A 23556-nucleotide genomic window follows, 5' to 3' on the forward strand; every position below is an offset into this window, starting at 1 on the left:
TCTCCTTGTTGGGTTGAATCTTTTGCCGCCGGACGGCTCTCCGCAAAAAGCGCGGCGTGGGGGCATTGTTTTCTATTTGCCTGTGAATACGGGTTGCCGTTTTTCGGCGAACGCCAGCTTGCCTTCCTTGTAGTCGGCGCTTTCGAAGCACTGGATGACCAGTCGCTTCATCTCTTGCATGTCGATGTCCGCAGTGCGGTCGGTCAGCAGCTTGATCATGTTCTTGCCCGCCGCCATGGTCAGCGGGGCGTTGGCATTGATCTTTTCCAGGTAGCCGGCAAGCGCCTGGTCCAGCTCTTCCTTCGGCACGACGTACTGGACCAGGCCCAGCTCTTTCGCGCGCGCCGCGCTGTAGCGTTCCGCGCTGAGGAAGATGTCCAGGGCATTGGCGGCGCCGACGGCGCGTACCAGGTTCTGTATTGCGGAAAACCGATAGCCCAGTCCCAGGCGGGCGGCCGGGATCGACATGGACGAGGGCTCACTGGCGAAGCGGATGTCGCAGCACAGCGCGATGTTCATTCCTCCGCCGATGCAATAGCCGTCGATACGCGCGATCAGCGGTTTGGGAAAGTTCTGCAGCGCAAGCTGGGCGCCTTCGGCCGCCTGTTCGTAGTGCTCGACGGCGTCGCGGCCGGTGCGCAGCTTGTCGAATTGGGAGATGTTGGCCCCGCTGACGAAGGCCTTGCCGCCGGCTCCGGTGACGACGACGCTGCGGATGTCGTCATCGCTCTCGAACCGCGCCAGCGCGGGGGGAATGCCTTCCCACATGGCCAGCGATACGGCGTTGTGCCTTGCGGGGTCGTTGAATGTGATCCATCCGGTATGGCCGGATTGTTCTATGGTCAGGTGTTCGGTCGTCAGTTCCTGGATGAGTGTCTTACTCATTGTCTCTCCGTTGATTCAGCAGTCCATATCTGGCAAAGCCATTGTTCAGGTGTTCCCGCATGGCGAGCCTTGCCACCATGGCGTCCTTGTCCCGGATCGCCCGGAATATCCGGATGTGCTCCTGGTGCACTTGTCCTATGCGCTCGGTTCCCGTCGATTTCTTGCGCAAGGTCCGGACCGCCTTGCTCAGCACGGAGCTCAGGTGCCGGTACAACTGGTCGAAATAAGGGTTCTGCGCGCATGCCACGACGCATTGGTGGAAGTGGTAGGCGGCTTTCGCGCCCTGTTCCCAGTCCTGGTCGGTCCCGGTCGTGTCCTCCAGCGCCTGCTTCAATGCCTGCAATTGCTCTTCCGTGCGGTTTTCCGCGGCAAGCGCGGCGGCGCCGGCTTCGATCTCGATGCGCAACTGGAAAATATGCTTCAGCTGATCGAAGTCCAGCAGATCGTCGACATGAACCTGGAAGTTGGCGGCGTTCAGATCCGTGGATATGAAGGTTCCGATCCCCCGGCGGGTTTCCAGCAGCCCGCTGAGCTTCAGCCTGGCGACCGCCTCGCGCACGACATTTCTGCTGACGCCGAACATCTGCGAGAACTCATGCTCTGACGGCAGCTTGCTGCCCTCGGCAAATTCGTGTGCCAGGATTTTCTGGCGAATCTGCTGGGCGATGGCGTCGGGCATATTGACGGGCTTGAGGAACGGTTCGAACATGGCATTGATCGCTCGGTTATATGATTCCCTCTGATTTTAGCTGGGCGATTTTCTCGGCCGACAGGCCCAGCGAGCCATAGACCTCGTCGTTGTGCTCGCCGCGTTCCGGCGCATGGATCGGCTTTTCGAACCTGGATCGGCTGAACTTGATGGCCTGGCCCACGACCTGGATTTCCCCGAGCTTGGGATGATCCAGCGGCGTCGCCATTTCCAGGTGCCTGACCTGCTCGTTGGCGAATGTCTCGTCCATGGCGAGGATGGGGCCACAGGGCACGCCGCTCTCGTTCAGCAGGTCGATCCATTCCTGGGTAGGACGGGTACGGGTCCTTTCCGCGATGCGCTGATTGAGCGCAGGGCGGTTCTTCCCGCGAAGAGGGACGGTCAGGAAGCGCGGATCGTCGATCAGGTCTTCCGCCTCTATCACCTTGCACAGGCGGGCAAAAATGTCGTTGCCCATGGCGGCGATGTTCATGTGGCCGTCCGCGGTGGGGAATACGCCCGTCGGGCTGCTGGTGGGGTGGTCGTTGCCGCTTTGTCCCGGCACTTCCTTGTTCATCAACCATCGCATGGCCTGGAAGTCCATCATCCAGACCTGGGACTGCAGCAGGGAGGTATGCACCCACTGGCCCTGGCCGGATTGCTCGCGCTCCAGCAGGGCGATCAGGATGCCGATGGCGCAGAACAGCCCGGCGGACAGGTCGGCAACCGGTATCCCGGCGCGCATCGGCCCGCGCCCGGGCTCTCCCGTGACCGACATGAGGCCGCCGATCCCCTGGGCGATCTGGTCCAGGCCCGGTCGGGTGCTGTAGGGACCGTCCTGCCCGAATCCGGAAATACTGGCGCAGACGATGCGCGGATTGATTTCCTTGAGCGTGTCGTAGTCGATCTTCAGCTTCTTCTTGACGTTGGGGCGATAGTTTTCCACGACCACATCGGCTGTCTTGACCAGTTCGTAGAACAGGGCGAGGCCGTGCTCCGACTTCAGGTTCAGGGTGATGCTTTTCTTGTTCCGGTGCGTGTTCTGGTAATCGGCGAACTGGGCCGATCCGCCGGGCTTGTCGTCCGCGCCCTCTTTGGGCTGTTCGATCTTGATGACGTTTGCGCCCCAATCCGCGAATTGCCTGACGGCGGCGGGGCCGGAGCGGACCTGGGTCAGGTCCAGAACGGTGAAACGCTCCAATGGCTGCATTATGATTTGTCTCCTCTTTACTTGTTGGACATGCTACATGTTGGATTGAATCCATGTCAAGCGGGAACGCGGATTCGATCTGGTGCCGACAGAAAGGAGCCGTTGATTTTATATTTCTTTTTGGTATATAAAGAAAACGATATATTCGTTACCCGCATAAGTATCCGGTGAGATACTAAGCCGCTATACTTTCCGGCCCATCGATAGCTTCCCGGAATGGCGCGCGCCATTTCGTTCTACATCATGCATTCACCAACCATGCCTGGCCTGCCGCCACTGATTCGGCTGGAGGCGGTCAGCAAGACGTTCCCATTGCCTGGCGGCGGCAGCTTCAATGCGGTCTGCCCTTTGTCGCTGGATGTCGCGCAAGGGCAGATCTTCGGCCTGATCGGCAAAAGCGGCGCGGGCAAGTCCACCTTGCTGCGCATGATCAATCTGCTAGAGCGGCCGGACTCGGGCCGGGTCATGCTCGATGGCCAGGACCTGACGCGCCTTTCCAAGCGCCAGTTGCGCATGGCGCGCCAGGACATCGGCATGATTTTCCAGCAGTTCAACCTGCTGCAGAACGCCACGGTGTTCGATAACGTGGCGTTTCCGCTGACATTGCATGGCAGGTTCGGCAAGGTGGAGCTGGATGCGCGCGTGCACGAGTGCCTGGCGCTGGTGGGGCTGACCGACAAGACACACCACTACCCCGCGCAATTGTCCGGAGGGCAGAAACAGCGCGTGGCCATCGCCAGGGCGCTTGCGCCGCGTCCCAAAGTGCTGCTGTGCGACGAACCCACGTCCGCGCTGGATGCGGAAACGACGCGCTCCGTTCTGGAGACGCTGCTCGACATCAACCGGCAGCTCGGCGTGACCATCGTCATCGTGACGCATGAGCTGTCCGTGGTGCATGCGCTGTGCACGCGGGTGGCTGTCCTGGAGCAGGGGCAACTGGTCGAACAGTTCGATGTCGACGACCATGCGGGCCGCCGCATCAGCGTGCTCGGCAGGGAACTCGAGCAGGAGCGCCGGCGCGCGGAACTGCTGAAGGCCTACGATGCGAATATCGAAGAGCGCGCCGCGTCCTCAAGGGAAGCTGTCTGATCATGTCTGAAAATCTTATTGCTATTCTGCCCGAACTCTGGCTTGCCATTGGCCAGACTTTCCTCATGCTGGGAATCGGTCTGGCCGCCGCTATCTCGCTGGGCGGCCCGCTGGGGGTGCTGCTGTTCCAGATGGGACCGGGTCAGACGCTGGAAAACCGGACGGCCTATCTGATCATCAGCTGGCTGGTCAATACTGTGCGCTCATTCCCGTTCATCATCCTGCTGGTGGCGCTGGTGCCTGTCACGCGCATCCTGGTGGGCACGTCCATCGGGCCGCTGGCGGCGTCCGTGCCGCTGTCGGTCGCCGCCATTCCGTATCTCGCAAGGCTGGTCGAGCAAAGCCTGCGCGAGGTGCCCAAGGGCGTCATCGAAGCCGCCCAAGCCATGGGAGCGTCGGAATTGCAGATCGTCCGGCGCGTGCTGATCAGAGAGGCGCGATCGGGCCTGGTTCTTGCGCTGACCGTGCTGGCCGTCAGCTTCCTGTCCTATTCCGCCGTCGCCGGCGTGGTTGGCGGCGGAGGTATTGGCGATCTCGCCATCCGCTACGGCTATTACCGTTTCCAGACCGATGTGATGCTGCTGACCGTGGCGCTGCTGATCGTGCTGGTCCAGATCATCCAGTTTGGCGGCAATGCCTTGGCGCACAAGCTGGACAAGCGCTGAACGCATCCCCGATTTTCTCCCAATCCCATAGTCATCGAAGGAACATCATCATGCTGACACTACGCCGCCGTCTCCTGCTTGGTTCGCTTGCCGCCGCCCTGGCCATAGGCAGCGTTGCCGCGCAGGCCGCCGATCCGGGCAAGAAGAACCTGGTATTCGGCGCCACCGCCGGCTATAACTACGACGTGCTCAAGCTGGCCATTGTTCCGCAGCTGGAACAGGCCGGCTACAAGGTCCGCCTGGTCGAGTTCAACGATTATGTGCAGCCCAACCTGGCCCTGGCGCAGGGATCCCTGGACGCCAATCTGTTCCAGCACATCGCCTACCTGAACCGCTTCAAGGCTGACCAGAAGCTGGACCTGGTCGACCTGGTGCAGAGCACGACGGCTCCCATGGGCATCTATTCCAAGTCGCGCGCCAGCCTGGGCGACGTCAAGGAAGGCGACCGCTTTACCCTGCCCAATGATCCCAGCAATCTGGCGCGCGCCCTGCAACTGCTGCAGCAGCACCAGGTCGTCAAGATGAAGCAGGATGTCGATCCTCTCCGGGTCGCGGAGCGGGACATCGCGGAAAATCCCAAGAACATCAAGCTGCAGCCGGTGGAGGCGGCGCAACTGCCACGCACGGTCGGCGATGTGGAGTTCTCCATCGTGCCGGGCAACTTCGCCATCGCCTCCGGCCTGGATTTGACCAGCGCGATCGTGCTGGAAGAGCCGCCAGTGCAGTACCAGCAGGTCGTCGCCGTGCGCGCGGAGGACGCGGAAAAGCCGTGGGCCAAGGATCTGGCCGCGGCATTCAAGTCGCCCTTCTTCAAGGAAGTGCTGGACAAGTCCTTCCCCGGCTACGTCCGCCCAGCAGGGCTGTAACCGGCGGGCGGGGCCGGGCGCTCCGCACTGAATGAAGAACCCCGGGCCGACGACGCATAGTCGGCCCGGGGTTCGTTTTTGGCGATGCGTTCGCCTTATTGTTTCTTCAGGCCCAGTTTTTCCAGCAGATCGGAGTACAGCGCCACCTCGCGCTCGACCACGGCCTGGAATTCGGCATTGCTCATCGGACTCACGCTCAGGCCCAGGTTCTGGTACTTGGCTTTGGCCTCGGGTGTTTCCAGGTAATCGCGCGCCGCTTTTTCCAGCACCGCCATGTCCTGCTCCGATGCTCCTTTCGGCGCCATCAGGCCGATCCAGGAGGCTATATCGAAGTCCTTGAGCTCAGTCACTTCGGCGATTGCCGGGATGTCGGGTACCGAAGCGCTGCGCTCTTTCGAGGAAATGGCGTAGGCGGTCACTTTCCCGGCGGCGAGCTGGCTGGACACGGATGCGACGGTATCGAACATATAGGCCACCCGGCCGGCCAGCACGTCGGTCAGCGCCGCGGCGCTGCCTTTATACGGGACATGGGTCGCCTGGATGCCATGGCCGAGATTGAATGCCTCCGCCATCAGATGGGTGGCGGAGCCGCTGCCGGACGAGGCGAAAGCGTATTTTCCCGGATTGTCCTTCAGCAGCCGGATTAGGTCGTCGATGTTCTTCGCCGGAAAATCCGCCGCGGTGATCAGGATGGACGGGCTTTTTGCGATCATGGCGGCGGGTGCGAAATCCCCTGCCGTATAGGAGGTTTCCGTTAGCAGCGGTGCGACGACGACGGAGCCGGTGGAGGCCGCCAGCAAGGTATAGCCGTCGTTCTTCGACCTGGCGACTTGCATGCTGCCGACGGCGCCGCCCGCACCCGCCTTGTTGGAAACGAAGAATGCCTGGCCGAGCTTGCCGGACAGATGCTCGGCCATGACGCGCGCGGCAATGTCGGTCGCCTGCCCCGCCGTCCATGGGACGACGATTTCCACTTTTTGCGCGGGATAGCTCCCCTGCGCCCATGCCGCGCAACTGCACGCCATTGCCAATGCGGCCAGGCAGCGCCCGATCCGTTTTCCCGTGCTTGTCCTGTCTTGTGCCATACCTGTCTCCTTTGTGTGGTTCTTCGGTTTGTTGCGGATGCGTGCCCGGGCTCGGCGCCCGTGTTATTCGTGTCCGAAGCGCGCGCGCAGCAGCAGCGCCATTTCCCGTATGGCGTCCAGCGCCTCCGGGATGATGCGGCCTCGCGTGACGAAACCGTGGACTTGTCCGGGGAAGCGCCGCAGCGTGGTGCGCACGCCAGCCTGCGCCAGCCGCAGCGCGTAGGCCTCGCCTTCGTCGACCAGTGGATCGAAGCCGGCTGTGATGACCAGGGCTTCCGGCAGGCCGGAAAGGTCCCCGTGCAGCAGCGGGGATGCGCGCCAGTCGCTCCGGTCCTGTCCTGGCGCGAAGTACTGTTCGGCATAGAAATCGATGGCCGCCCGCGTCAAGAGGAAACCTTCGCCGTAGCGTTGTTTGCTCTCGTATTCATTGTGCTGGTCGGTGACCGGGTACAGCAGCAGTTGCAGGGCGAACGGCGGCAGGCCTTCCTCCTTCCGGTCCAGGCAGACGACCGTCGCCAGATTGGCTCCGGCGCTGTCGCCCGCCAGCGCCATGCGGCGGGGGTCGATGCCAAGCAGGGCAGCGTGGCTGTATATCCATTCCGCGGCATACGATGCGTCGGCGACGGCCACTGGAAACTTGTGTTCCGGCGCCCTGCGGTAGTGGAGGGAGACCACGGCGCATCCGGATGCCTGGCAAAGCAGGCGGCAGACAGCGTCGTGGCTGTCCAGGTCGCCAAGCACGAAGCCGCCGCCGTGCAAGAACACGATGGCGGGCAGCGGCTCATCCGGGGCATCATCGGGCCAGTAGCGCCGACAGGGAACGGCGTCCGGGCCATCGCCGATCGTTCCATCCTCCACGCGGGCCAGCGCGGGGGCGTCCGGCTGCAGCTGGGCGCGCAGCCGGTTCGACAGCTCCCGCGAGATTTCGACAGGAACCTGGCCCAGCGGTGGGCCGTTCTGCTGCCGCATCAGTTCGATGAGTTTCCGTGCGCTTTTGTCCAGTGGCATATCGGCTCCGGCGGATTGAGGAAACAGCGTCAGGCCGACAGCTTCTGCATTTCCCGGTACAGGTCGGCCTTGCCTTCGAAGCCGATGCCGACCAGGTCCGGCATGGTGATGTAGCTGTTTTCCACCTTGACGCCATCGGGGAAGCCGCCGAAGGGCTGGAACAGGTCGGGATAGGATTCGTTGCCGCCCAGGCCCAGGCCCGCGGCTATGTTCAGCGACATCTGGTGGCCGCCGTGCGGAACGCAGCGCGAAGGCGACCAGCCGTGCTCGCGCAGCATGTCCATGGTGCGCAGGTATTCCACCAGGCCGTAGCTCAGCGCGCAGTCGAACTGCAGCCAGTCGCGGTCGGGGCGCATGCCGCCGTAGCGGATCAAGTTGCGCGCATCCTGCATGGAGAACAGGTTTTCCCCGGTCGCCATCGGATTCTTGTAGTAGCTGCGCAGCGCAGCCTGCAGCTCGAAGTCCAGCGGATCGCCGGGCTCTTCATACCAGAACAGATCGTATTGCGACAGCGCCTTGGCGTAGGCGATGGCGGTATCCAGGTCGAAGCGGCCGTTGGCGTCCACGCACAGGCGCTGTCCGTCCTGGAGCACGCTCAGGATCGAGTCGATGCGGCGCAGGTCCTCGTCCAGCGATGCGCCGCCGATTTTCTTCTTGACCACGGTATAGCCGCGATCAAGATAGCTGCGCATCTCGTCCTTGAGCTTCTCATGGTCCTGGCCGGGGTAGTAGTAGCCGCCGGCGGCGTAGACGAATACCTTGCGGTTGGGCTGCCCGTTGCCGTATTCATCGGCCAGGTGCTGGAACAGCGGCTTGTCGGCGATCTTGGCGACGGCGTCCCAGATGGCCATGTCGATCGTGCCGATGGCGACGGAGCGCTCGCCGTGGCCGCCCGGCTTCTCGTTGGTGTACATGCAGTCCCAGATCCTGTGGGGACACAGATTGTCTCCCGCATCATTGACCAGGCTGCCGGGGTCCGCCTCCAGGATGCGGGGAATGAAGCGCTCGCGCATCAGGCTGCCCTGGCCGTAGCGGCCGTTCGAATTGAAACCATAGCCGACGACGGGCTTGCCGTTGCGGATGACATCGGTTATGACGGCCACCAGGCTGAGCGTCATCTTGCTGAAATCAATATAGGCATTGCGGATGGAGGAACTGATGGGAAGCGTGGCTTCGCGTATTTCGAGGATTTTCATTTAGCGGTCCGAATGGTGATGGCATGTCGATGGCGACAGCATAGCCATGGCGACGGTTTTATTTATTTATTTATAATCAATTCACTATTCAGAAAAAATGAATGATTGATGGATTCCGACCTTTCCTTCTTCGTGCTGCTGGCGCGGCACAAGAATCTTTCGGCCGTCGCGCGCGAGCTGGACCTTACGCCGCCGGCCGCCACGCGCCGGCTGCAGCTGATGGAGGAGCGCCTGGGGGTGCGCCTGGCCAACCGCACCACACGCAGCATCAGCCTGACCAGCGAGGGAGAGCTGTTCCTGGCGCATGCGGCGCGGATCCTCGCCGATATCAAGGAAATGGAAGACTCCGTCTCCAATCAGCGGCATCAGCCGCGCGGTCTGTTGCGCATCAACGCCAGCCTGGGGTTCGGACGCAGGCGCATTTCCTCATTGGCCTCGGCGTTTGCGCAGAAGTATCCCGATATCGAACTGGATCTGCAGGTCAGCGACAAGCCGGTGGACCTGATCGCGAACCATATCGACCTGGCCATACGCTTCGGCGCGCTGCCGGACCGCCGCCTGGTGGCGCGGCGCCTGCTGAGCAACCGGCGATTCCTGTGCGCGTCGCCGAAGTACCTGAAGCGGCATGGCGAGCCTGCGACCGTGGCGGAGCTGGCGAATCACCGCTGCATCATTCATAACCAGAACGACGAGGCGCACGGCATCTGGCGGTTCACGCGCAACCACCATACGGAAGTGTTCAAGGTCAGGGGGGCGATGACCAGCAACGACGGCGATATCGCGCTGGGCTGGGCCCTGGACGGACACGGCATCATGATCCGCTCGGAATGGGACCTGAACCGCTATGTCGAGACCCGGCGCCTGAAAATACTGTTGCCGGAATTCATGCTGGAGCCGGCTGATCTGTTCCTGTACTATCCCAGCCGACAGAATCTGCCTGCCAGGGTGCGGGTATTCATCGATTTCGTGGCCGAGCGGTTCGCGCAGGAGGCTCCCGCCACCAAGCGGGAATGACGCGCCGCGAGCCAAAGCGCAAGCTTGAAGACCAGCGCTTGCGCCGGGTCGCGCTGGAGATCAGTGCGCGCCATGAAATATGTTCAGGCCGGCCGTCTCCAGGCTGGCGCGCAGGATGTTGCCGTTCGTGGAGTCTGTCACAAACAGGTCTTTGCGCTGTGGCCCGCCGAATGCGAGGTTGGTGGTGGAGGCTCCCGTTGGGCCGCGCAGCACCAGTTCCGGCTCGGCACGGTGATTGAGCACCCATACGTATCCCAGGCCTGGATTGGCGATCAGCAGGCGGCCGCCTGCATCGACGGCGAGCCCATCGGGGCCGCTGGGGCCGTAGGAGGTAAAGAATTGCCCCACCTTGGCAACACTGCCGTCGGGCAGCAAAGGCACCCGCCATACGCAGTTGCCGCGCGTCACGGCCAGATAGAGCACTTTGCCGTCCGGTGAAAGCGCGACGCCATTGGGGCTGGGTACGTTGCTCAGCAGCATGTCGAGCTGGCCGCCGGGCCGCAGGCGATACAGTCTGCCGGTGGGGTCGTGCATGCCGCTTTGTCCCTGGTCCGTGAAATACAGATTGCCTTCGCTATCGAACACCAGATCGTTCACGCCTTTGAAGCGTTCACTGTTGCGCCGCTCCAGAAAAGGCGACACCCGGCCGCTGGAGATGTCCAGTTGCATCAGGCCGTTCTTGTAGTCCGTGATCAGCATCGTGCCGGCGTCCAGGAACTTCATGCCGTTCGGCTCGCCGTCGTATTCCGTTATCAGCGTCCAATGTCCCTTGGGATCGATACGGAAGATGCGTCCCCATGGAATATCGGATACGTACAGATTGCCGTCGTCATCGAAAACCGGCCCTTCCAGGAAGGAATCGGCAATGGCGCCTGCGCGGTTGGCATCCGCCCAGGCGCTGCGCTCATGGCGGCGGAACGATTCCGGCATGCTGGAGAAGAGCTCCAGCTCGTGAATTTGGGGCGCGTGAAGAAAATACACGGTGACTTCCTTGAATGAAGGTTCAGGCGGCGAGATCGGAGAAGCGATAAAGGCCGGCCGGGTTGTCGACCAGGATTCTGCGTGCTGTGTCTTCGGTTCCGCACCACGCGTAAAGCAGGTCGAGCAGATTCGCGTCGTTGACGCTCAGGGTCGGCTGGGTGGTGTGAGGCCAGTCGCTTCCCCAGACGAGCCGCTCCGGCGCATGCCTGACCAGAGCGCGTCCCAGCGCCAGCATGTCCGTGTAGCCGGGCTCGCCGACCGTGGAACGCATATAGGCCCCGGACAGCTTGACCCAGGTATTGCCTTGATCCAGCAGGCGGCGCATGGCGTCAAACGCCGCGCCGCATTCGCCTTCGGCGGGATCGATGCGTCCCATGTGGTCTATCACCAGGGGAACCGGCAGGGAGCACAGCACCGGCGACAGCGCAAGCAGTTGCTCTGGATGCGCGAATATCTGAATGTGCCACCCCAGCCGCTCCACTTTGCCCGCCAGCGTCGTCAGCATGCCGCTGGTGGTTTCTCCCCAGGATTGCGGAGTGACGAAATTCACGCGCAGGCCGCAAATGCCGCCCGCGGCCAGTTCATCCAGTTCCTGGGGGCTGACGCCGGCATCCACGACGGCCACGCCGCGCGCCTGCCGTCCCAGTTGCGCGATGGCATCCAGCGTGCAGGCATTGTCCGTGCCGTAGGTCGATGGCGTGACTACGACAGTACGGGAGGTGCCCAGGCGCCGCTGCAGCCGCCGGTAGGTCTCGACATCCGCGACGGGCGGTGTGCGGTGCCAGTGCGCGGAGGGAGAAAAACGCGGATCGAAAATATGCATGTGGCTGTCGCATGCGCCGGCCGGCAGCGCATATTTCGGCCGGTTCGTTCCCAGGGAGTGCGCGACGGCCTGGGAGTGTTCCGTAGGTTCCATTGCGGGATTCCTTTTTGCTGCCGACAAACCTGTTATGTGCGTCTATTCTAGGAGCGTGTTCCGTACCATACAATTATGTTTCACTGGGTGAAACGATGTGCGGCTGAGCAGATTTTATTGCCCTGGAAGCCGCAGCATCGGATCCTGACGGTAGAAGGCGCAGAGCAGCGCATACCATTCCGGAAGCTGCGCGGCCAGAGGCTCGGGGTCGATGAAAAAGGTTTCCGAACTTACGGCGAAGAACTCGGCGGGATCCGTCGCGGCGTAGGGATCCATGGGCAGCGCGTCGTACCATGGCGCTGCTTTGGGCGACTCCGGATCCACGTCATGCGGAATGGCGTCTTCCACGGCGGTCAGCGCCTGTTCGAATGCGTCGAACGAGGCTTCCAGCACGCGCCGCCAATGGCCGTACCTGATATTGGTTCCCCCCAGGTGCGGCATGCCGTCGGCTTCGCCGCTGCGGCAGTCCAGCTTGTGGGCGAACTCGTGGATGACGACATTGATGCCGGCTGCTTCGCCGGACAGGGAAGCGGCTTCCCATGAAAGAATGACGGGGCCGCCGTCCCAGGCTTCGCCGGAGGCTTCCTGCATGTATTCGTGGACGACGCCGCTTTCTTCGACTTCCGTGCGGGGGATCAGGAAGTCTCCCGGATACAGGATGATTTCCGTCCAGCCTTCGTACCAGGCCGTGTCCAGGGCAAGGATGGGCAGGCTGGCCTGCGCGGCGATGGACAGCATCATGTCGTCCGTGACTTCCATGCCGTGCGCGCCGCTGAAGGTCTTGCTGGCCAGCAGCCATGCGGCTTTCCGGCGCAACTCCGCATTCTCCGCCTCGGTCAGGCCTTGCAGGAACGGGAGGGCGGCAACAGTCCTGCGCCAGTCGGCGTCGTCGATGGCAGCCAACTGGCGTTCTACCTGGCGCTTTGATGCGCCTCGTCCCGAAAGCCATCGAAACATGCTCTTGTCGTCTCCATTTGCTGCGGGTGTCCGGCAGGCAAAAAGACGCCCATTCCTGCCGGGACAGGAATGGGCGCCGCTTGCCGCATCTTATTGGTCGATCTTGATGTCGGCCGCCGTGATAATGGTCTGGTAGCGCTTCATCTCGCTGTCGATGAACTCGGCAAAGCCCTTCGGGCCGCGGTAGTCGGCCACGAAACCGAGGCTGGAAAGCTTGTCCTGCATTTCGGGCAGGGCCATGATGCGCTCCGCGGCCTTGTTGAGGGCTTCGGTGACGTCGGCGGGCAGGTTGGCCGGCGCCCACAGGCCGTACCAGGTCGAGAACTCGAAGTCCTTGAAGCCGGCTTCCTGCATGGTGGGGACGTCGGGCAACAGCGGGCTGCGCTTCGCGCTGGTCACGGCAAGCGCCCGGACCTTGTCCGCCTTGACCAGGGGCAGCGCCGTCAGGATGGCATCCATCTTGGCCGATACCGATCCGCCGATCAGGTCCTGCAACGCGGGAGCGCCACCTTTGTAGAGAGCGATGGGGATGCTCTTCTGGCCGCTTTCATGCAGGAAATAGGCGGATGCCAGGTGGTCGGCGGCGCCGAAGCCGCCGGTGGCGAAGCTGTATTTGCCGGGGTTCGCCTTCAGCTCGTCGGCGAATTCCTTGGCCGTGGTTGCCTTGACGGAGGGGTTGACCAGGAACAGCAGCGGGCCTTGGGCCAGCAGGCTGATGGCGGTGAAGTCCTTGACGGCGTCGAACTGGATCTTGTCCTTGTACAACAGAGGATTGATCGAGTGGATCGACGCATTGATGTAGAGCGTGTAGCCGTCGGGGTTGGCGCGCGCCACATGGGCTGCGCCGATCATGCTCGATGCGCCGGCGCGGTTTTCCACGACGACGGATTGGTTCAACTGGTCTTTCAGCTTGTCGGCGAACAAGCGGGCGACGCTGTCCACGGGGCCGCCCGGCGCATGCGGCACGACGACAGTGATGGTTTGCGACGGATACGAAGACGCCGAGGTCTGGGCGGCTAGCGGCGCGCTGCTGATCAGCGCTGCCACGGCGGCGGTCGTCAGAAAAGTTCGACGAAGAGTGGGCATGGTGTGGAGTCCTTGTTTATGTTGTGGTTGGGTGGACTGCGGGTGCAAATCCGGAATGAACATCAGGCGCGCTCTGCTGGTTAGTCGATCTTGATGTCGGCCGCCTTGATGATGCCATCATAGCGAGTGGTTTCCGCATTGATGAATCCGGAAAAGTCCTTAGCGTTGCGATAGTAGGGCTCGAATCCCAGGGTGGTCAGCCTTTCCTTGAAATCGGCCTGTTCGACCGCGTGCCGCGCGGCGGCATCGAGCTTGTCGCGGATGTCGGCGGGCAGCTTGGCGGGCGCCCAGAGGCCGTACCAGGAGTAAAGCTCGAAGTCCTTGAACCCGGCCTCCTGCATGGTGGGGACGTCGGGCAGCAGGGGATTGCGCTTTGCGCCGGTCACGGCGAGCGCGTGCAGCTTGCCGGCCTTGACGAAGGGCAGGGAGGACAGCATGGGATCCATGATGGCCGTGACGTTGCCGCCGACCAGGTCCTGCAGCGCGGGCGCCGCGCCTTTGTACAAGGCGATGGGGACTTCCTTGCCCACGCCTACTTCGTGCAGGAACTTGGCCGCGCCCAGGTGTCCGGCGGAGCCGAAGCCGCTGGTGACGAATGTATAGTTCTGGGGCTTGTCCTTCAGGCGTTGCACCAGTTCGGCGACGCTATCGACCGGCAATTGCGGATTGACGCTGAAAATCAGCTCGCCCTGGGCCACCATGCTGATGGGCGTGAAATCGTTGATGGCATCGAACTGGATGCTCTTTGCATAGAGCAGCGGGTTGATGACATGAATGGAGGCGTTGAAATAAAGCGTATAGCCGTCAGCCTCGGAACGGGCGACGTGTGCCGCTCCGATCATGCCGGATGCGCCGGCGCGGTTTTCGACGACGACGGTCTGCTTCAGGTCTTCTTGAAGCTTGTTGGCCAGCAAGCGGGCCACGCCGTCGACCGCGCCGCCCGGGGCGTGCGGGACGACGATGGTGACGGGCTTGGAGGGATAGGAAGGTTGGGCCGCTGCCGGCATGGCCGCGCCAAGGAACAGTGTCATGGCGGCCAGGCGGAGGGTGGAGCGTCGTGCAGGTTGCATAAGAAATCCTATATGTTCAATGCTGCATTTTCACTCTTTCTATATGACTTTCTCGAATATATAAATAGAGAGGTATTCGTTGCGTCCGGATCAGTAGGTGCCCGGATAGGCGCCGCCATCGATGAGAATGTTCTGCCCCGTGATATAGCCCGCATGCGCCGAGCACAGGAAGGCGCACAGGGCGCCGGCCTCTTCGGGCCTGCCGTAGCGGCCGGCTGGATTGTTGCGGCCGCGTTCTTCCCAGAGCTGGTCGAAGGTTGCGCCGCCTTCCTGTTCTTCCAGCATGCCGCGGATATGGCGGCGCTGGGCGTCGGTGGCGAATACGCCCGGCAGGATGTTGTTGACCGTAACGCCGTGGCGCACCGTCTGGCGAGCCAGCCCCGCGGTGAAACCCACCAGGCCCGAACGCGCGCCATTGGACAGGCAAAGCTCGCCCTGGGGCGTCTTCACGCTGCGCGACACAATGCTGACGATGCGTCCGAAGCCGCGCTCGATCATGCCATCGACCGTGCGGCGTATCATTTCGATGGGACCCAGCATCATGGCGTCCAGGGCGCGATGCCAGTCTTCGATGGTCAGGTCGCGGAAGTCCGCGGGCGTAGGACCGTCGGCGTTGTTCAGGATGATATCCGGCGCGGGGCAGGCGGCGAGCGCCGCGTCGCGCCCCGCTTCCGTCGTGATGTCGGCCACCACGTACCTTACGGGAGACCCGGTCAGGCTGCTGATTTCGCTGGCGGCCTGGGCCAGCGTGGCTTCGGTGCGGGCGGCGATGACGACCTGCACGCCCTCTTGCGACAACTGCTGCGCGCAGGCGCGGCCCATGCCGCGGCTGCCGCCGAAGATCAGCGCCTGCTTTCCGGAAATACCGAGATCCATGGAGGCTCCTTCCCGCTTAGACGGACTTCAGCTCGGGCGAGCTCCAGCCGTACTTCTTGTCGAGTTCCAGCTCGCGGACGGCGCGCAGGCCTTTCTTCAGCGCTTCTCCTTCCAGGCCGGTCAGCGGCTTGCGCAGATCGCCGGCGGGCAGGCCGACTGCGCGCATCAGCGACTTGATGGCGACCGGGTTGATGGCCGAATAGGCGTAGTGCAGGATGGGCAGCATGCGCAGATAGGTTTCGCGGAAGCTGACCGAGACGTCGGGCGTGTGCCACGGACGCGACAGCGTGGCGATTTCAGCCGGTGCGATGTTGCCGCTCATGTTGGCGGTGCCGTGGCCGCCCAGGCTCATGGTCGGAACGACCAGGCCCAGGTTGGGCGAGTCGCAGCACATCACGGCCACGTCGGGGCGTGCGGCCAGCACCTGCGCCACTTGGCCGACGCGAGTGGTGGATTCCTTGTGCACCACGTAGTTGGGGTGCTTGAAGATGCGCAGCAGGTGATCCCAGTGCAGGTCGGACTTGACGCGCGGCGGGTTGTTGTAGATGCCCAGCGGCAGGTCGGTGGCGTCTGCGACTTCCAGGAAGTAGGCTTCGATGTCGTCTTCCGGAGCGCAGATGTAGGACGGCGCTGCCAGGATGGCGCCGTCGGCGCCGTTGGCGCGGGCGAACTTCAGGTAGTCGATCGTGGTGTCGGTGTTGTTGCCCGTGCAGCCGTAGAAGAACTTCATGTTGCCGGTCTTCATCTTGGCGGTTTCCACGATGATCTGCTGGCGTTCCTGCTGCGACAGCATCGAGACTTCGCCCGTCGAGCCCATGATCAGCACGGCGCTGGTGCCGTTCTGCTCGTGGAATTGCAACAGGGTGCGGAAGCCTTCGAAGTCGACGCTGCCATCTTTGTTGAACGGTGTGATGAGGGCGACGAATGAGCCCTCAATTTTCATTTTGCTCATGCTGTATCCGGAGTCAGGTTGAGATAAGACAAGAATGGTAAATGATACCCCTGCTATGTCGCGATGAGTGTATCAGGCCGCGGATTCCTTCGCCTGCGTCTGGGACAGCGCGGCGAATCCGCGTTCCAGATCGGCGATCAGGTCTTCGGGATCCTCCAGGCCGATATGCAGCCGCAATGCCGGGGCGCCGGCCCAGGGGGACGCAGTGCGTTCCGGCGTGAAGGGGATCACCAGGCTTTCATAGCCACCCCACGATACGCCGATGCCGAACAGAGCCAGTTCGTCGACCATGGCTTCCAGGGCTGCGCGACTGCAAGGCTTGAGGATGACGGCGAACAGGCCGCAGGCGCCGGTGAAATCGCGTTTCCAGAGCGTATGTCCCGGATGGCTGGGCAATGCGGGGTGCAGTACGGATTCCACTTCGGGGCGCTGTTGCAGCCATTGCGCCACCTGCAGGCCCGCCGCCTGGTGCTGCTTCAGGCGCACCGCCATGGTGCGCAGACCGCGCAGGGCCAGGTACACATCGTCGGGTCCGGCAGTCTGGCCCAGGTCCTGCGACGTGGCCTTGATTTGCGGCCAGACTTCCTCGTTGCAGGTGACGACGCCCAGCATTGCGTCGGAGTGGCCGACGATGTATTTGGTGGCGGCCTGGATGGAGACATCCACGCCGTGGGCGAACGGCTTGAAGAACAGCGGCGTGCCCCAGGTGTTGTCCATGACGACGCGCGCGCCGTGCTTGTGGGCAACGGCGGCGATGGCCGGCACATCCTGGATCTCGAAGGTTTCCGAACCGGGCGACTCGACATAGACGACGCGGGTGTTGGGCTGCATCAGGGCTTCGATGCCGGCGCCTATCGTCGGATCGTAGATGGTGGTTTCGACGCCGAAGCGGCCGAGCACGCGGAGCAGGAAGGTGCGCGTGGGGGAATAGGCGCTGTCTGTCATCAGGACATGGTCTCCGGCCTTCAGCAGCGCGGTCAGCGCCGTGATGCCGGCGGCCAGCCCGGAAGGAAACAGCAGGGAGCGGTGGCCGCCTTCGAGTTCGGCCAGCGCCTCCTGCAGGGCGTGGTGCGTAGGCGTGCCGAAGCGGCCATAGGTGGTTGCGCCGTGCTCGTCGCGGGAACGCCGCTTTTTGCGATCCTCCCATTCCGCCATGGTCCGGGAAAGAATGGTGGATCCCCGGAAGACGGGAGTGTTGACGACACCGGCAAACTGTTCAGGGTGGCGGCCGGCAAGGACGAGACGGGTGTTTTCTTTCATGTTGGCTTGCGTTGTTCTGAGGCAAAGGAGGTAATTGCCCAGTATAGGTTTTGAGTAGAAAAAATTTATTCCTTTCCATCCGCTTGTTTTTGTTTTTTTAGTAAAAAATTCCAATATTCATATATATGAATATATAAATTTCTATTTAATTGTTTTTTTGTGGTTTGGTGATCTGCTGGGGCATCTTGTGGCCTCTGGCGGATCGACATGGGTATTGTGCTCGGTGCTCGGGTTTGCCGTGCTTAGCGCAACAGCTTGGCGGCGATTGCCTTCACGTCGGCTGCGGTCGTGTTGCACATGACCACCACACCCCGGTCTTGCCCGGGAATATAAGCCATGAAGCTCCGATAGCCGGCCCAGCCGCCGCTATGCGCCCATGCATCAAACTGGCCGACTGGCATGGCTTCCAGCCCGTATTGGTAGTTGATTCCATCCTGGTGGACAGAAGAGTGTTTGTTGGTCAGAAGCGAGAGAATGCTGTCCGTCCGTTTGCCAGAGGGAGAGTTGAGCGGCGTATCTTGCTGTAGATGCTGAAGCCAGGTCAACATGTCGTTGGCATTGCTGTGCACCTGACCGTCGCCTGTTTGTTCCCAAGTGGATTCATCCAGACGGACGTTCCCGTCATCAGTCCGGTAGCCGCGGGCGAGCGCGTTGATTCCGCTGGGATAACGATCGACGATAGTGGTTTCCGACATGTCGAGCGGTTCGAAAATATATTGCCGCGAGAAGTCAGCCAGTGTTTTTCCGCTGACGTGCTCGATGATCTGCGAAAGCAGGAAGTACCCGGTGTTGCTGTATTCGAACTGTTCGCCAGGAGGAAAGCGCAGGCCTGGCTGCTTATTGATGACATTCAGAGTTTCCTTGGAGGATACGGTCACGCTTTCCTTGCCCATGGAGACCAAGGGGGCAATATAGTCGGGCAGCCCTCCAGTATGATGCAGGACTTGACGCAGTGTTGGAGATCCCAGAGGCGTCTTCAGCTCTGGCAGATAGCGGGACAGCGTTTGATCCAGATCGACTGCGCCGTCCTGAGCCAGCAACAGGACGGCAAGCGCTGTGAATTGTTTTGAGACGGATGCAATGTTGAAAACGGTATGCGAATCAATCAGGCGTTCTTGCGCAATGTCAGATACGCCCCATGCTCCGGTATCGGGGCCGGTTGCCGGATGCAGTCGGGCCCAGGCGCAGCCGGGCAGCAAATCCTGTTCGGCCTGATGGCCTGCGCTTGCCGCCGTGGTTGACAGGCCGAGCAGCACGTATGCCAGAATACGCCGCATCAGAAGCGCCCCGAGAAGGTGAGACTTGCCTGGCGACCCAGGCCATAGCCGCATGTCCACAGGGACCCGCAGCCGTTTACGTACTTTCTGTCAGCAATATTGGTGATGCTGAGCGAAAGTTCGCTGTTCTTCAGCCGTGGCGATGCTTCGGGGTGCTGGGCCAAGGCTGCAAGATAAGCCTGCTCGATCTGCTGGCGTCGGTAGCGGTCTATGACCAGGCCTTTCGCAATTTGCATCAAATGAGGGCGCGCCTGTTCGGGAGATGGCGTCTGTCCTGATACGAGGATGCGCAGATAAGTGTCCTGCAGCAGATCCGCTGCGTGGTGCGGACAACCCAGGCGTTTTCGCAGCCAGTGATAAAGCCAGGCGCGATGGTTGCTGTAAAGCAGCTGTACATCCTGCCGCAGACCGGTACCGGTCTGCGGTATATCCTGCGAAGAAGGTTGGAGCACCGGGCCTGCCTGAAATGAAAATAAGAATGTGTCTTATTATAGACATATGCTTTTGCAAGGTATGTTGGAAAGCCGGCTGTACTACACTGCCATATTCCCGATTTGTTGAATCATGGAGCGTCACCTTGCGTAAGGCTGCCGATCGCATCCGCCATGCGATCAGTTTTGAAATCATTGGCCTGCTGCTGGCCGTCCCCCTGGGCGCCTGGGCGTTCGACAAGCCGCTGTCAGATATCGGCGTGATCGGCGTAGTCGGCGCAACGATCGCCACCGCCTGGAACTACGTCTACAACCTGTTGTTCGACCACGCCATGCAGCGGCTGCGCGGCGGAACGCGCAAGACGACCATGATCCGCTTCCTGCACGCCTTCCTGTTCGAGGCCGGCCTGCTGGGCATGCTGCTGCCGCTTTTCGCCTGGTATCTGAAGATCGGACTATGGGAGGCCTTCCTGATGGATATTTCCTTCTCCGTCTTCTACTTGTGCTATGCGTTCGTCTTCAACTGGGTCTACGACTGGCTGTTCCCCTTGCCAGAATGGAAACAGGCGAGCCTCGGGGAAGCCAAGCGATAGAATAGGCGGTTTGGAAAGCCGTCGTGCCGCGCCCTGGCGCGGCCCTACACACCAGTTTACGGATGATGCTCATGGACAATCCCATTCGCCTCACGCAATACAGCCATGGCGCCGGCTGCGGCTGCAAGATTTCGCCCAAAGTGCTCGATGTGATCCTGGCCGGTAGCGGCGCGCAGAACCTGGATCCCAGGCTGTGGGTCGGCAATGCGTCGCGCGACGATGCGGCTGTGTATGCGCTGGACGAGGAGCGCGGCGTCGTTTCGACGACGGACTTCTTCATGCCCATCGTCGACGATCCGTTCGATTTCGGCCGCATCGCGGCCACGAATGCCATCAGCGATATCTATGCCATGGGCGGCGATCCGCTGATGGCCATCGCCATTCTGGGCTGGCCGATCAACGTGCTGTCGCCCGAGGTCGCCCGCGAAGTCGTGCGTGGCGGCAGGGCGGCCTGCGACGAGGCGGGCATTCCGCTGGCGGGCGGCCACTCCATCGATGCGCCCGAGCCCATCTTCGGGCTGGCCGTGACCGGATCGGTGGAAAAGCGCTATATGAAGCGCAACGATACGGCCACGGCCGGGTGCAAGCTGTACCTGACCAAGCCCCTGGGCATCGGCATCCTGACCACGGCGGAAAAGAAGGCCTGCCTGCGGCCCGAGGACGCTGGCCTGGCGCGCGACTGGATGTGCAAGCTGAACAAGCCGGGCAGCCGCTTCGGTCGCCTGGATGCCGTCAAGGCCATGACGGATGTGACTGGTTTCGGATTGCTGGGGCATCTGGTCGAAATGGCCGATGGCAGCGGCGTCAGCGCGCGCATCAACTTCGATAGCGTGCCGCGTTTGCCCGGCGTCGACCACTATTTGGCCCAGGGTTGCGTGCCGGGCGGCACGGGGCGCAATTTCGAAAGCTACGGGCACCGCATCGCGCCCGTCGACCAGGAAAGGTTGGATCTGCTGTGCGATCCCCAGACCAGCGGCGGCCTGCTGGTGGCGGTGGATCCGGACGGCGAGGCTGTGTTCCTGAGTGCCGCCGCGGCGCTCGGCCTGGCGCTGGAGCCCATCGGAGAGATGGTGCCGAAACAGGAATACGCCGTCGAAGTCGGATGATGACACCGCATACCCCAGATACCAGTGATTACCGGGCGCTGTTTCTCAGCGGCGTCGAGCTGCTGGACGTGCGCGCGCCGGTCGAGTTCGAGAAAGGCGCATTTCCGGGAGCGGTGAATCTGCCCCTGATGGACGACGAGGAACGCAGCAAGGTAGGCATCTGCTACAAGCAGCAGGGCCAGGAGGCGGCCATCGCCCTGGGGCATCGCCTGGTCAGCGGCGGCGTCAAGGAAGCGAGGGTGGCCGCGTGGGCCGAGTTTGCACGCTCCTGCCCCGATGGGTTCATGTATTGCTTCCGCGGCGGGCTGCGTTCGAAGATCGCGCAGGCCTGGCTGAGCGAGGCCGGCATTGCGTACCCGCGCGTTGCGGGCGGCTACAAGGCCATGCGCGGGTTCCTGATGGAGGTCATTGCGCAGGCAGCGGCGGAATGCCGCTTCATCGTGCTGGGCGGCATGACCGGTACCGGCAAGACCGACGTCATCCTGCCGCTGCCCAACGGCCTGGACCTGGAGGGGCATGCGCATCATCGTGGCTCCAGCTTCGGCAGGCATGCCACCGAGCAGCCTCCGCAGATCGATTTCGAAAACAGCCTGGCCATTGATGTGCTGAAAAAGCGGCATGCGGGAGCGTCCAGCTTCGTCGTCGAGGACGAAGGACAGTTTATTGGCCGCTGCAATCTGCCGCTGGAGCTATATCAGGCCATGAAGGAATCTCCCATCGTCTGGCTGGAGGACAGCCAGGGGAGCCGGGTGCAGCGCATCCTGCGGGATTACGTCATCGACCTGGGCCAGGAGTTTGTCGCGCTGCACGGACGGGAGCAGGGCATGCGGCTGTTCGCCGAGCGCCTGCGGACGAGCCTGGACAATATCCGCAGGCGGTTGGGGGACCAGCGCCATCGCCAACTGAGACAGGTCATGGATGCCGCGCTGGAGGAGCAGATGCGCAGCGGCGACATCGAGCCGCATCGGGAATGGATTCTCGGTCTGCTGGAGCAATACTACGATCCCATGTATGTCTACCAGCGCCAGCAGAAGGCGTCGCGGATCATATTCTCCGGCGACAGGGATGCGGTCAGCGCATATCTTGTACAGAGACGCTACCTCCCGTAACGACATCCATCGCCGGGCGGAGACGCGCCGGTCGCGGGGTATAGTAGGCGGTATTCTCATCCCCGCACAGAGCCCGCGCTATGCGAACTTTCATCAAGGCCGGCATGCTCGCACTGCTTGCCGCGTTGCTGATTACCGGCCTGTACCGGCCCAAGCCGCTGGAAGAGCAGCTCATGCATCTGCAGGTCGAACAGGCGATGCCGGAGTACGCCGATACCTTGTCCGATGAGCCGGCGGATCTGCAGGCGCTGTTCCTGGCGTATGCCTATGATCCTGTACTGCTGGCGAAGGCAAGGCTGGCGCTGCTGCGTTATCCGGAACTGGCCAGGCCCATTTTTCTGACGTTCGGGGACAGCACGGATTTTCAGGATGTGCTGCGCAAGTACGGAGAGGATATCGTTCTGCCCATCCATTATTTCCTGGCGAACGAAGTCCTCACGCTGGAATGGATGCGCAGCATGAACGAGGCCGCCCGCGCCGCCTTGAATGTCTTTCGCAGCCAGCAGGAGCAAGAGCAAAATGCATCGGCCGGCAATGCCGCCGGCGGTTCGCTGACCGCGGAGCAACGCGGCTGGTACGCCATCCAGTTTCTGGCTGCCGAAGGCTACGACTTTCTCGGCCAGTTCGTCATGGCGCCGGGCGGCGTGGTGCGCTGGGTGCAGACCGAGCGCGTGCTGGAAGGCATCAACAGTTTCTTCGCGGGAGGGCTGCGGGGGCTGGAGACCAAGGTCCGCCGGGAAGAGGCGATCGCAATGGGCGACATAGGCTGGGCCGCGGTGGACGTGGCGGTCGGCGTAAGCGCCTTCAAGCTGCTGCGCATGGGAAGGGCGGGCGCCGCAGGCGGCCAGGCCATGACGTTTTCCCAGCGATCCGCTGCGCTTGGATCGGGATTATGGCGGGGCAGCGCGATCGGCGCGCGCCTGGTCAAGTATGGCGCTCCCGCCGTGCTGGCCTATGTCGCCATCCAGCATCCCAGCGTCATTCATTCCTTGCTGGCCGATGCGGCGGAAAAACTGGGACTGCCTGTGGCGCTGGTACAGGTCGCGGGCTGGACTTTGCTGCTGACGCCGGTCCTGCTGGTGCTGCGGCTGCTGCTCGGACCGCTTGCCTGGGTGATGGCGGGCGTTGCCAGCCTGCTGCGCTGGGGAGTGCGGTCGGGCAGGTCGGAGTTGAGCGGTTGAGCATATGCTTGCTTTGGCTATGGGCTCAAACCTGCGCAGCGGTACGGCTGTTCTG

The 23556-nt window shown here is 62.3% G+C and carries 24 protein-coding genes; 8 read left to right on the forward strand and 16 right to left on the reverse strand.

Features of this window, described 5'->3' with window-relative positions; translation table 11 throughout:
* Positions 1-72 precede the first annotated feature (72 nt).
* The 3 genes from EV686_RS16755 to EV686_RS16765 are packed head-to-tail and all read right to left on the reverse strand — an operon-like array spanning position 73 to position 2783.
* Positions 73-885 carry an enoyl-CoA hydratase gene (locus EV686_RS16755; protein WP_132478111.1) on the reverse strand — a complete coding sequence of 271 codons (813 nt, stop codon included), beginning with the start codon at positions 883-885 and terminating at the stop codon, positions 73-75.
* Positions 878-1594 (reverse strand): FadR/GntR family transcriptional regulator, encoded by a 717-nt coding sequence (locus EV686_RS16760; protein WP_132478112.1) that lies wholly within the window; start codon positions 1592-1594, stop codon positions 878-880. Before EV686_RS16760 ends, EV686_RS16755 begins: the two co-directional genes overlap by 8 nt.
* A gap of 16 nt (positions 1595-1610) precedes the next feature.
* A complete protein-coding gene (locus EV686_RS16765) occupies positions 1611-2783 on the reverse strand; it encodes a CaiB/BaiF CoA transferase family protein (protein ID WP_132478113.1) in 1173 nt (390 codons plus the stop codon).
* A gap of 216 nt (positions 2784-2999) precedes the next feature.
* Between EV686_RS16765 and EV686_RS16770 the strand changes: the two genes are divergently transcribed.
* Genes EV686_RS16770 through EV686_RS16780 form a run of 3 tightly spaced genes read left to right on the forward strand, consistent with a single transcriptional unit; the run spans position 3000 to position 5403 of the window.
* Positions 3000-3872 (forward strand): methionine ABC transporter ATP-binding protein, encoded by an 873-nt coding sequence (locus tag EV686_RS16770; protein WP_243650931.1) that lies wholly within the window; start codon positions 3000-3002, stop codon positions 3870-3872.
* A 2-nt stretch (positions 3873-3874) separates the two neighbouring features.
* A complete protein-coding gene (locus tag EV686_RS16775) occupies positions 3875-4537 on the forward strand; it encodes a methionine ABC transporter permease (protein ID WP_132478114.1) in 663 nt (220 codons plus the stop codon).
* A 50-nt stretch (positions 4538-4587) separates the two neighbouring features.
* Positions 4588-5403: a MetQ/NlpA family ABC transporter substrate-binding protein gene (locus EV686_RS16780; protein WP_132478115.1), complete on the forward strand. Its 816-nt coding sequence runs from the start codon at positions 4588-4590 to the stop codon at positions 5401-5403.
* A 95-nt stretch (positions 5404-5498) separates the two neighbouring features.
* Here the strand turns inward: EV686_RS16780 and EV686_RS16785 are convergent, their stop codons facing one another.
* From EV686_RS16785 to EV686_RS16795, 3 genes are all read right to left on the reverse strand, one after another.
* Positions 5499-6488 (reverse strand): Bug family tripartite tricarboxylate transporter substrate binding protein, encoded by a 990-nt coding sequence (locus EV686_RS16785; RefSeq protein WP_132478116.1) that lies wholly within the window; start codon positions 6486-6488, stop codon positions 5499-5501.
* Between the two features lie 63 nt (positions 6489-6551).
* Positions 6552-7496, reverse strand: coding sequence for an alpha/beta hydrolase (locus tag EV686_RS16790; RefSeq protein ID WP_132478117.1), 945 nt, complete (start codon positions 7494-7496; stop codon positions 6552-6554).
* A gap of 29 nt (positions 7497-7525) precedes the next feature.
* On the reverse strand, positions 7526-8692 hold the full coding sequence (locus EV686_RS16795; RefSeq protein ID WP_132478118.1) for a mandelate racemase/muconate lactonizing enzyme family protein: 1167 nt from the start codon (positions 8690-8692) through the stop codon (positions 7526-7528).
* Between the two features lie 108 nt (positions 8693-8800).
* On the opposite strand from EV686_RS16795, the gene EV686_RS16800 reads away from it, so the two are divergent.
* A complete protein-coding gene (locus EV686_RS16800; protein WP_132478119.1) occupies positions 8801-9706 on the forward strand; it encodes a LysR substrate-binding domain-containing protein in 906 nt (301 codons plus the stop codon).
* A gap of 60 nt (positions 9707-9766) precedes the next feature.
* Here the strand turns inward: EV686_RS16800 and EV686_RS16805 are convergent, their stop codons facing one another.
* The 10 genes from EV686_RS16805 to EV686_RS16850 form a co-directional block, all read right to left on the reverse strand.
* Positions 9767-10687, reverse strand: coding sequence for an SMP-30/gluconolactonase/LRE family protein (locus EV686_RS16805; RefSeq protein ID WP_132478120.1), 921 nt, complete (start codon positions 10685-10687; stop codon positions 9767-9769).
* Positions 10688-10709: 22 nt separating this feature from the next.
* The gene (locus tag EV686_RS16810) at positions 10710-11603 is read right to left on the reverse strand and encodes an amidohydrolase family protein (protein WP_132478121.1); all 894 of its coding nucleotides are present in this window, start codon (positions 11601-11603) and stop codon (positions 10710-10712) included.
* Between the two features lie 114 nt (positions 11604-11717).
* Complete coding sequence (locus EV686_RS16815; protein ID WP_132478122.1) at positions 11718-12560, reverse strand: M90 family metallopeptidase; 843 nt, start codon at positions 12558-12560, stop codon at positions 11718-11720.
* A 90-nt stretch (positions 12561-12650) separates the two neighbouring features.
* Positions 12651-13646: a Bug family tripartite tricarboxylate transporter substrate binding protein gene (locus EV686_RS16820; RefSeq protein WP_132478123.1), complete on the reverse strand. Its 996-nt coding sequence runs from the start codon at positions 13644-13646 to the stop codon at positions 12651-12653.
* Between the two features lie 80 nt (positions 13647-13726).
* Positions 13727-14716, reverse strand: coding sequence for a Bug family tripartite tricarboxylate transporter substrate binding protein (locus EV686_RS16825; RefSeq protein ID WP_132478124.1), 990 nt, complete (start codon positions 14714-14716; stop codon positions 13727-13729).
* A 90-nt stretch (positions 14717-14806) separates the two neighbouring features.
* Complete coding sequence (locus EV686_RS16830; protein ID WP_132478125.1) at positions 14807-15592, reverse strand: SDR family oxidoreductase; 786 nt, start codon at positions 15590-15592, stop codon at positions 14807-14809.
* 16 nt (positions 15593-15608) lie between these two features.
* A complete protein-coding gene (locus EV686_RS16835) occupies positions 15609-16544 on the reverse strand; it encodes a 4-hydroxy-tetrahydrodipicolinate synthase family protein (protein WP_132478126.1) in 936 nt (311 codons plus the stop codon).
* Between the two features lie 72 nt (positions 16545-16616).
* Complete coding sequence (gene metC / locus EV686_RS16840) at positions 16617-17804, reverse strand: cystathionine beta-lyase (protein ID WP_132478127.1); 1188 nt, start codon at positions 17802-17804, stop codon at positions 16617-16619.
* A 242-nt stretch (positions 17805-18046) separates the two neighbouring features.
* Positions 18047-19081 (reverse strand): serine hydrolase domain-containing protein, encoded by a 1035-nt coding sequence (locus EV686_RS16845; protein ID WP_165972661.1) that lies wholly within the window; start codon positions 19079-19081, stop codon positions 18047-18049.
* On the reverse strand, positions 19081-19533 hold the full coding sequence (locus tag EV686_RS16850) for a sigma factor (RefSeq protein ID WP_243650932.1): 453 nt from the start codon (positions 19531-19533) through the stop codon (positions 19081-19083). The genes EV686_RS16845 and EV686_RS16850 overlap by 1 nt, the downstream gene beginning before the upstream one ends.
* A gap of 125 nt (positions 19534-19658) precedes the next feature.
* Here EV686_RS16850 and EV686_RS16855 point away from each other — a divergent pair, with 125 nt between their 5' ends.
* From EV686_RS16855 to EV686_RS16870, 4 genes are all read left to right on the forward strand, one after another.
* Positions 19659-20105, forward strand: a complete 447-nt coding sequence (locus EV686_RS16855) for a PACE efflux transporter (protein ID WP_132478129.1) — start codon at positions 19659-19661, stop codon at positions 20103-20105.
* Between the two features lie 71 nt (positions 20106-20176).
* Positions 20177-21211: a selenide, water dikinase SelD gene (selD, locus tag EV686_RS16860; protein ID WP_132478130.1), complete on the forward strand. Its 1035-nt coding sequence runs from the start codon at positions 20177-20179 to the stop codon at positions 21209-21211.
* Positions 21208-22320, forward strand: coding sequence for a tRNA 2-selenouridine(34) synthase MnmH (mnmH, locus tag EV686_RS16865; RefSeq protein WP_243650933.1), 1113 nt, complete (start codon positions 21208-21210; stop codon positions 22318-22320). The genes selD and mnmH overlap by 4 nt, the downstream gene beginning before the upstream one ends.
* Before the next feature lie 80 nt (positions 22321-22400).
* A complete protein-coding gene (locus EV686_RS16870; protein ID WP_132478131.1) occupies positions 22401-23501 on the forward strand; it encodes a hypothetical protein in 1101 nt (366 codons plus the stop codon).
* Positions 23502-23556: the final 55 nt, after the last annotated feature.

The sequence above is a fragment of the Paracandidimonas soli genome (genome assembly GCF_004342005.1).
Classification (GTDB): domain Bacteria; phylum Pseudomonadota; class Gammaproteobacteria; order Burkholderiales; family Burkholderiaceae_B; genus Paracandidimonas; species Paracandidimonas soli.

Bases quoted from the DNA above. Each gene is read 5' to 3' on its own strand.
- EV686_RS16775 (WP_132478114.1), top strand. From the start codon at position 3,875: ATGTCTGAAAATCTTATTGCTATTCTGCCCGAACTCTGGCTTGCCATT.
- EV686_RS16780 (WP_132478115.1), top strand. From the start codon at position 4,588: ATGCTGACACTACGCCGCCGTCTCCTGCTTGGTTCGCTTGCCGCCGCC.
- EV686_RS16785 (WP_132478116.1), bottom strand. From the start codon at position 6,488: ATGGCACAAGACAGGACAAGCACGGGAAAACGGATCGGGCGCTGCCTG.
- EV686_RS16755 (WP_132478111.1), bottom strand. From the start codon at position 885: ATGAGTAAGACACTCATCCAGGAACTGACGACCGAACACCTGACCATA.
- EV686_RS16790 (WP_132478117.1), bottom strand. From the start codon at position 7,496: ATGCCACTGGACAAAAGCGCACGGAAACTCATCGAACTGATGCGGCAG.
- selD (WP_132478130.1), top strand. From the start codon at position 20,177: ATGGACAATCCCATTCGCCTCACGCAATACAGCCATGGCGCCGGCTGC.
- EV686_RS16870 (WP_132478131.1), top strand. From the start codon at position 22,401: ATGCGAACTTTCATCAAGGCCGGCATGCTCGCACTGCTTGCCGCGTTG.
- EV686_RS16810 (WP_132478121.1), bottom strand. From the start codon at position 11,603: ATGGAACCTACGGAACACTCCCAGGCCGTCGCGCACTCCCTGGGAACG.
- EV686_RS16830 (WP_132478125.1), bottom strand. From the start codon at position 15,592: ATGGATCTCGGTATTTCCGGAAAGCAGGCGCTGATCTTCGGCGGCAGC.
- metC (WP_132478127.1), bottom strand. From the start codon at position 17,804: ATGAAAGAAAACACCCGTCTCGTCCTTGCCGGCCGCCACCCTGAACAG.
- EV686_RS16765 (WP_132478113.1), bottom strand. From the start codon at position 2,783: ATGCAGCCATTGGAGCGTTTCACCGTTCTGGACCTGACCCAGGTCCGC.
- EV686_RS16800 (WP_132478119.1), top strand. From the start codon at position 8,801: ATGGATTCCGACCTTTCCTTCTTCGTGCTGCTGGCGCGGCACAAGAAT.
- EV686_RS16845 (WP_165972661.1), bottom strand. From the start codon at position 19,081: ATGCGGCGTATTCTGGCATACGTGCTGCTCGGCCTGTCAACCACGGCG.
- EV686_RS16815 (WP_132478122.1), bottom strand. From the start codon at position 12,560: ATGTTTCGATGGCTTTCGGGACGAGGCGCATCAAAGCGCCAGGTAGAA.
- EV686_RS16770 (WP_243650931.1), top strand. From the start codon at position 3,000: ATGGCGCGCGCCATTTCGTTCTACATCATGCATTCACCAACCATGCCT.
- mnmH (WP_243650933.1), top strand. From the start codon at position 21,208: ATGATGACACCGCATACCCCAGATACCAGTGATTACCGGGCGCTGTTT.
- EV686_RS16820 (WP_132478123.1), bottom strand. From the start codon at position 13,646: ATGCCCACTCTTCGTCGAACTTTTCTGACGACCGCCGCCGTGGCAGCG.
- EV686_RS16835 (WP_132478126.1), bottom strand. From the start codon at position 16,544: ATGAGCAAAATGAAAATTGAGGGCTCATTCGTCGCCCTCATCACACCG.
- EV686_RS16795 (WP_132478118.1), bottom strand. From the start codon at position 8,692: ATGAAAATCCTCGAAATACGCGAAGCCACGCTTCCCATCAGTTCCTCC.
- EV686_RS16825 (WP_132478124.1), bottom strand. From the start codon at position 14,716: ATGCAACCTGCACGACGCTCCACCCTCCGCCTGGCCGCCATGACACTG.
- EV686_RS16760 (WP_132478112.1), bottom strand. From the start codon at position 1,594: ATGTTCGAACCGTTCCTCAAGCCCGTCAATATGCCCGACGCCATCGCC.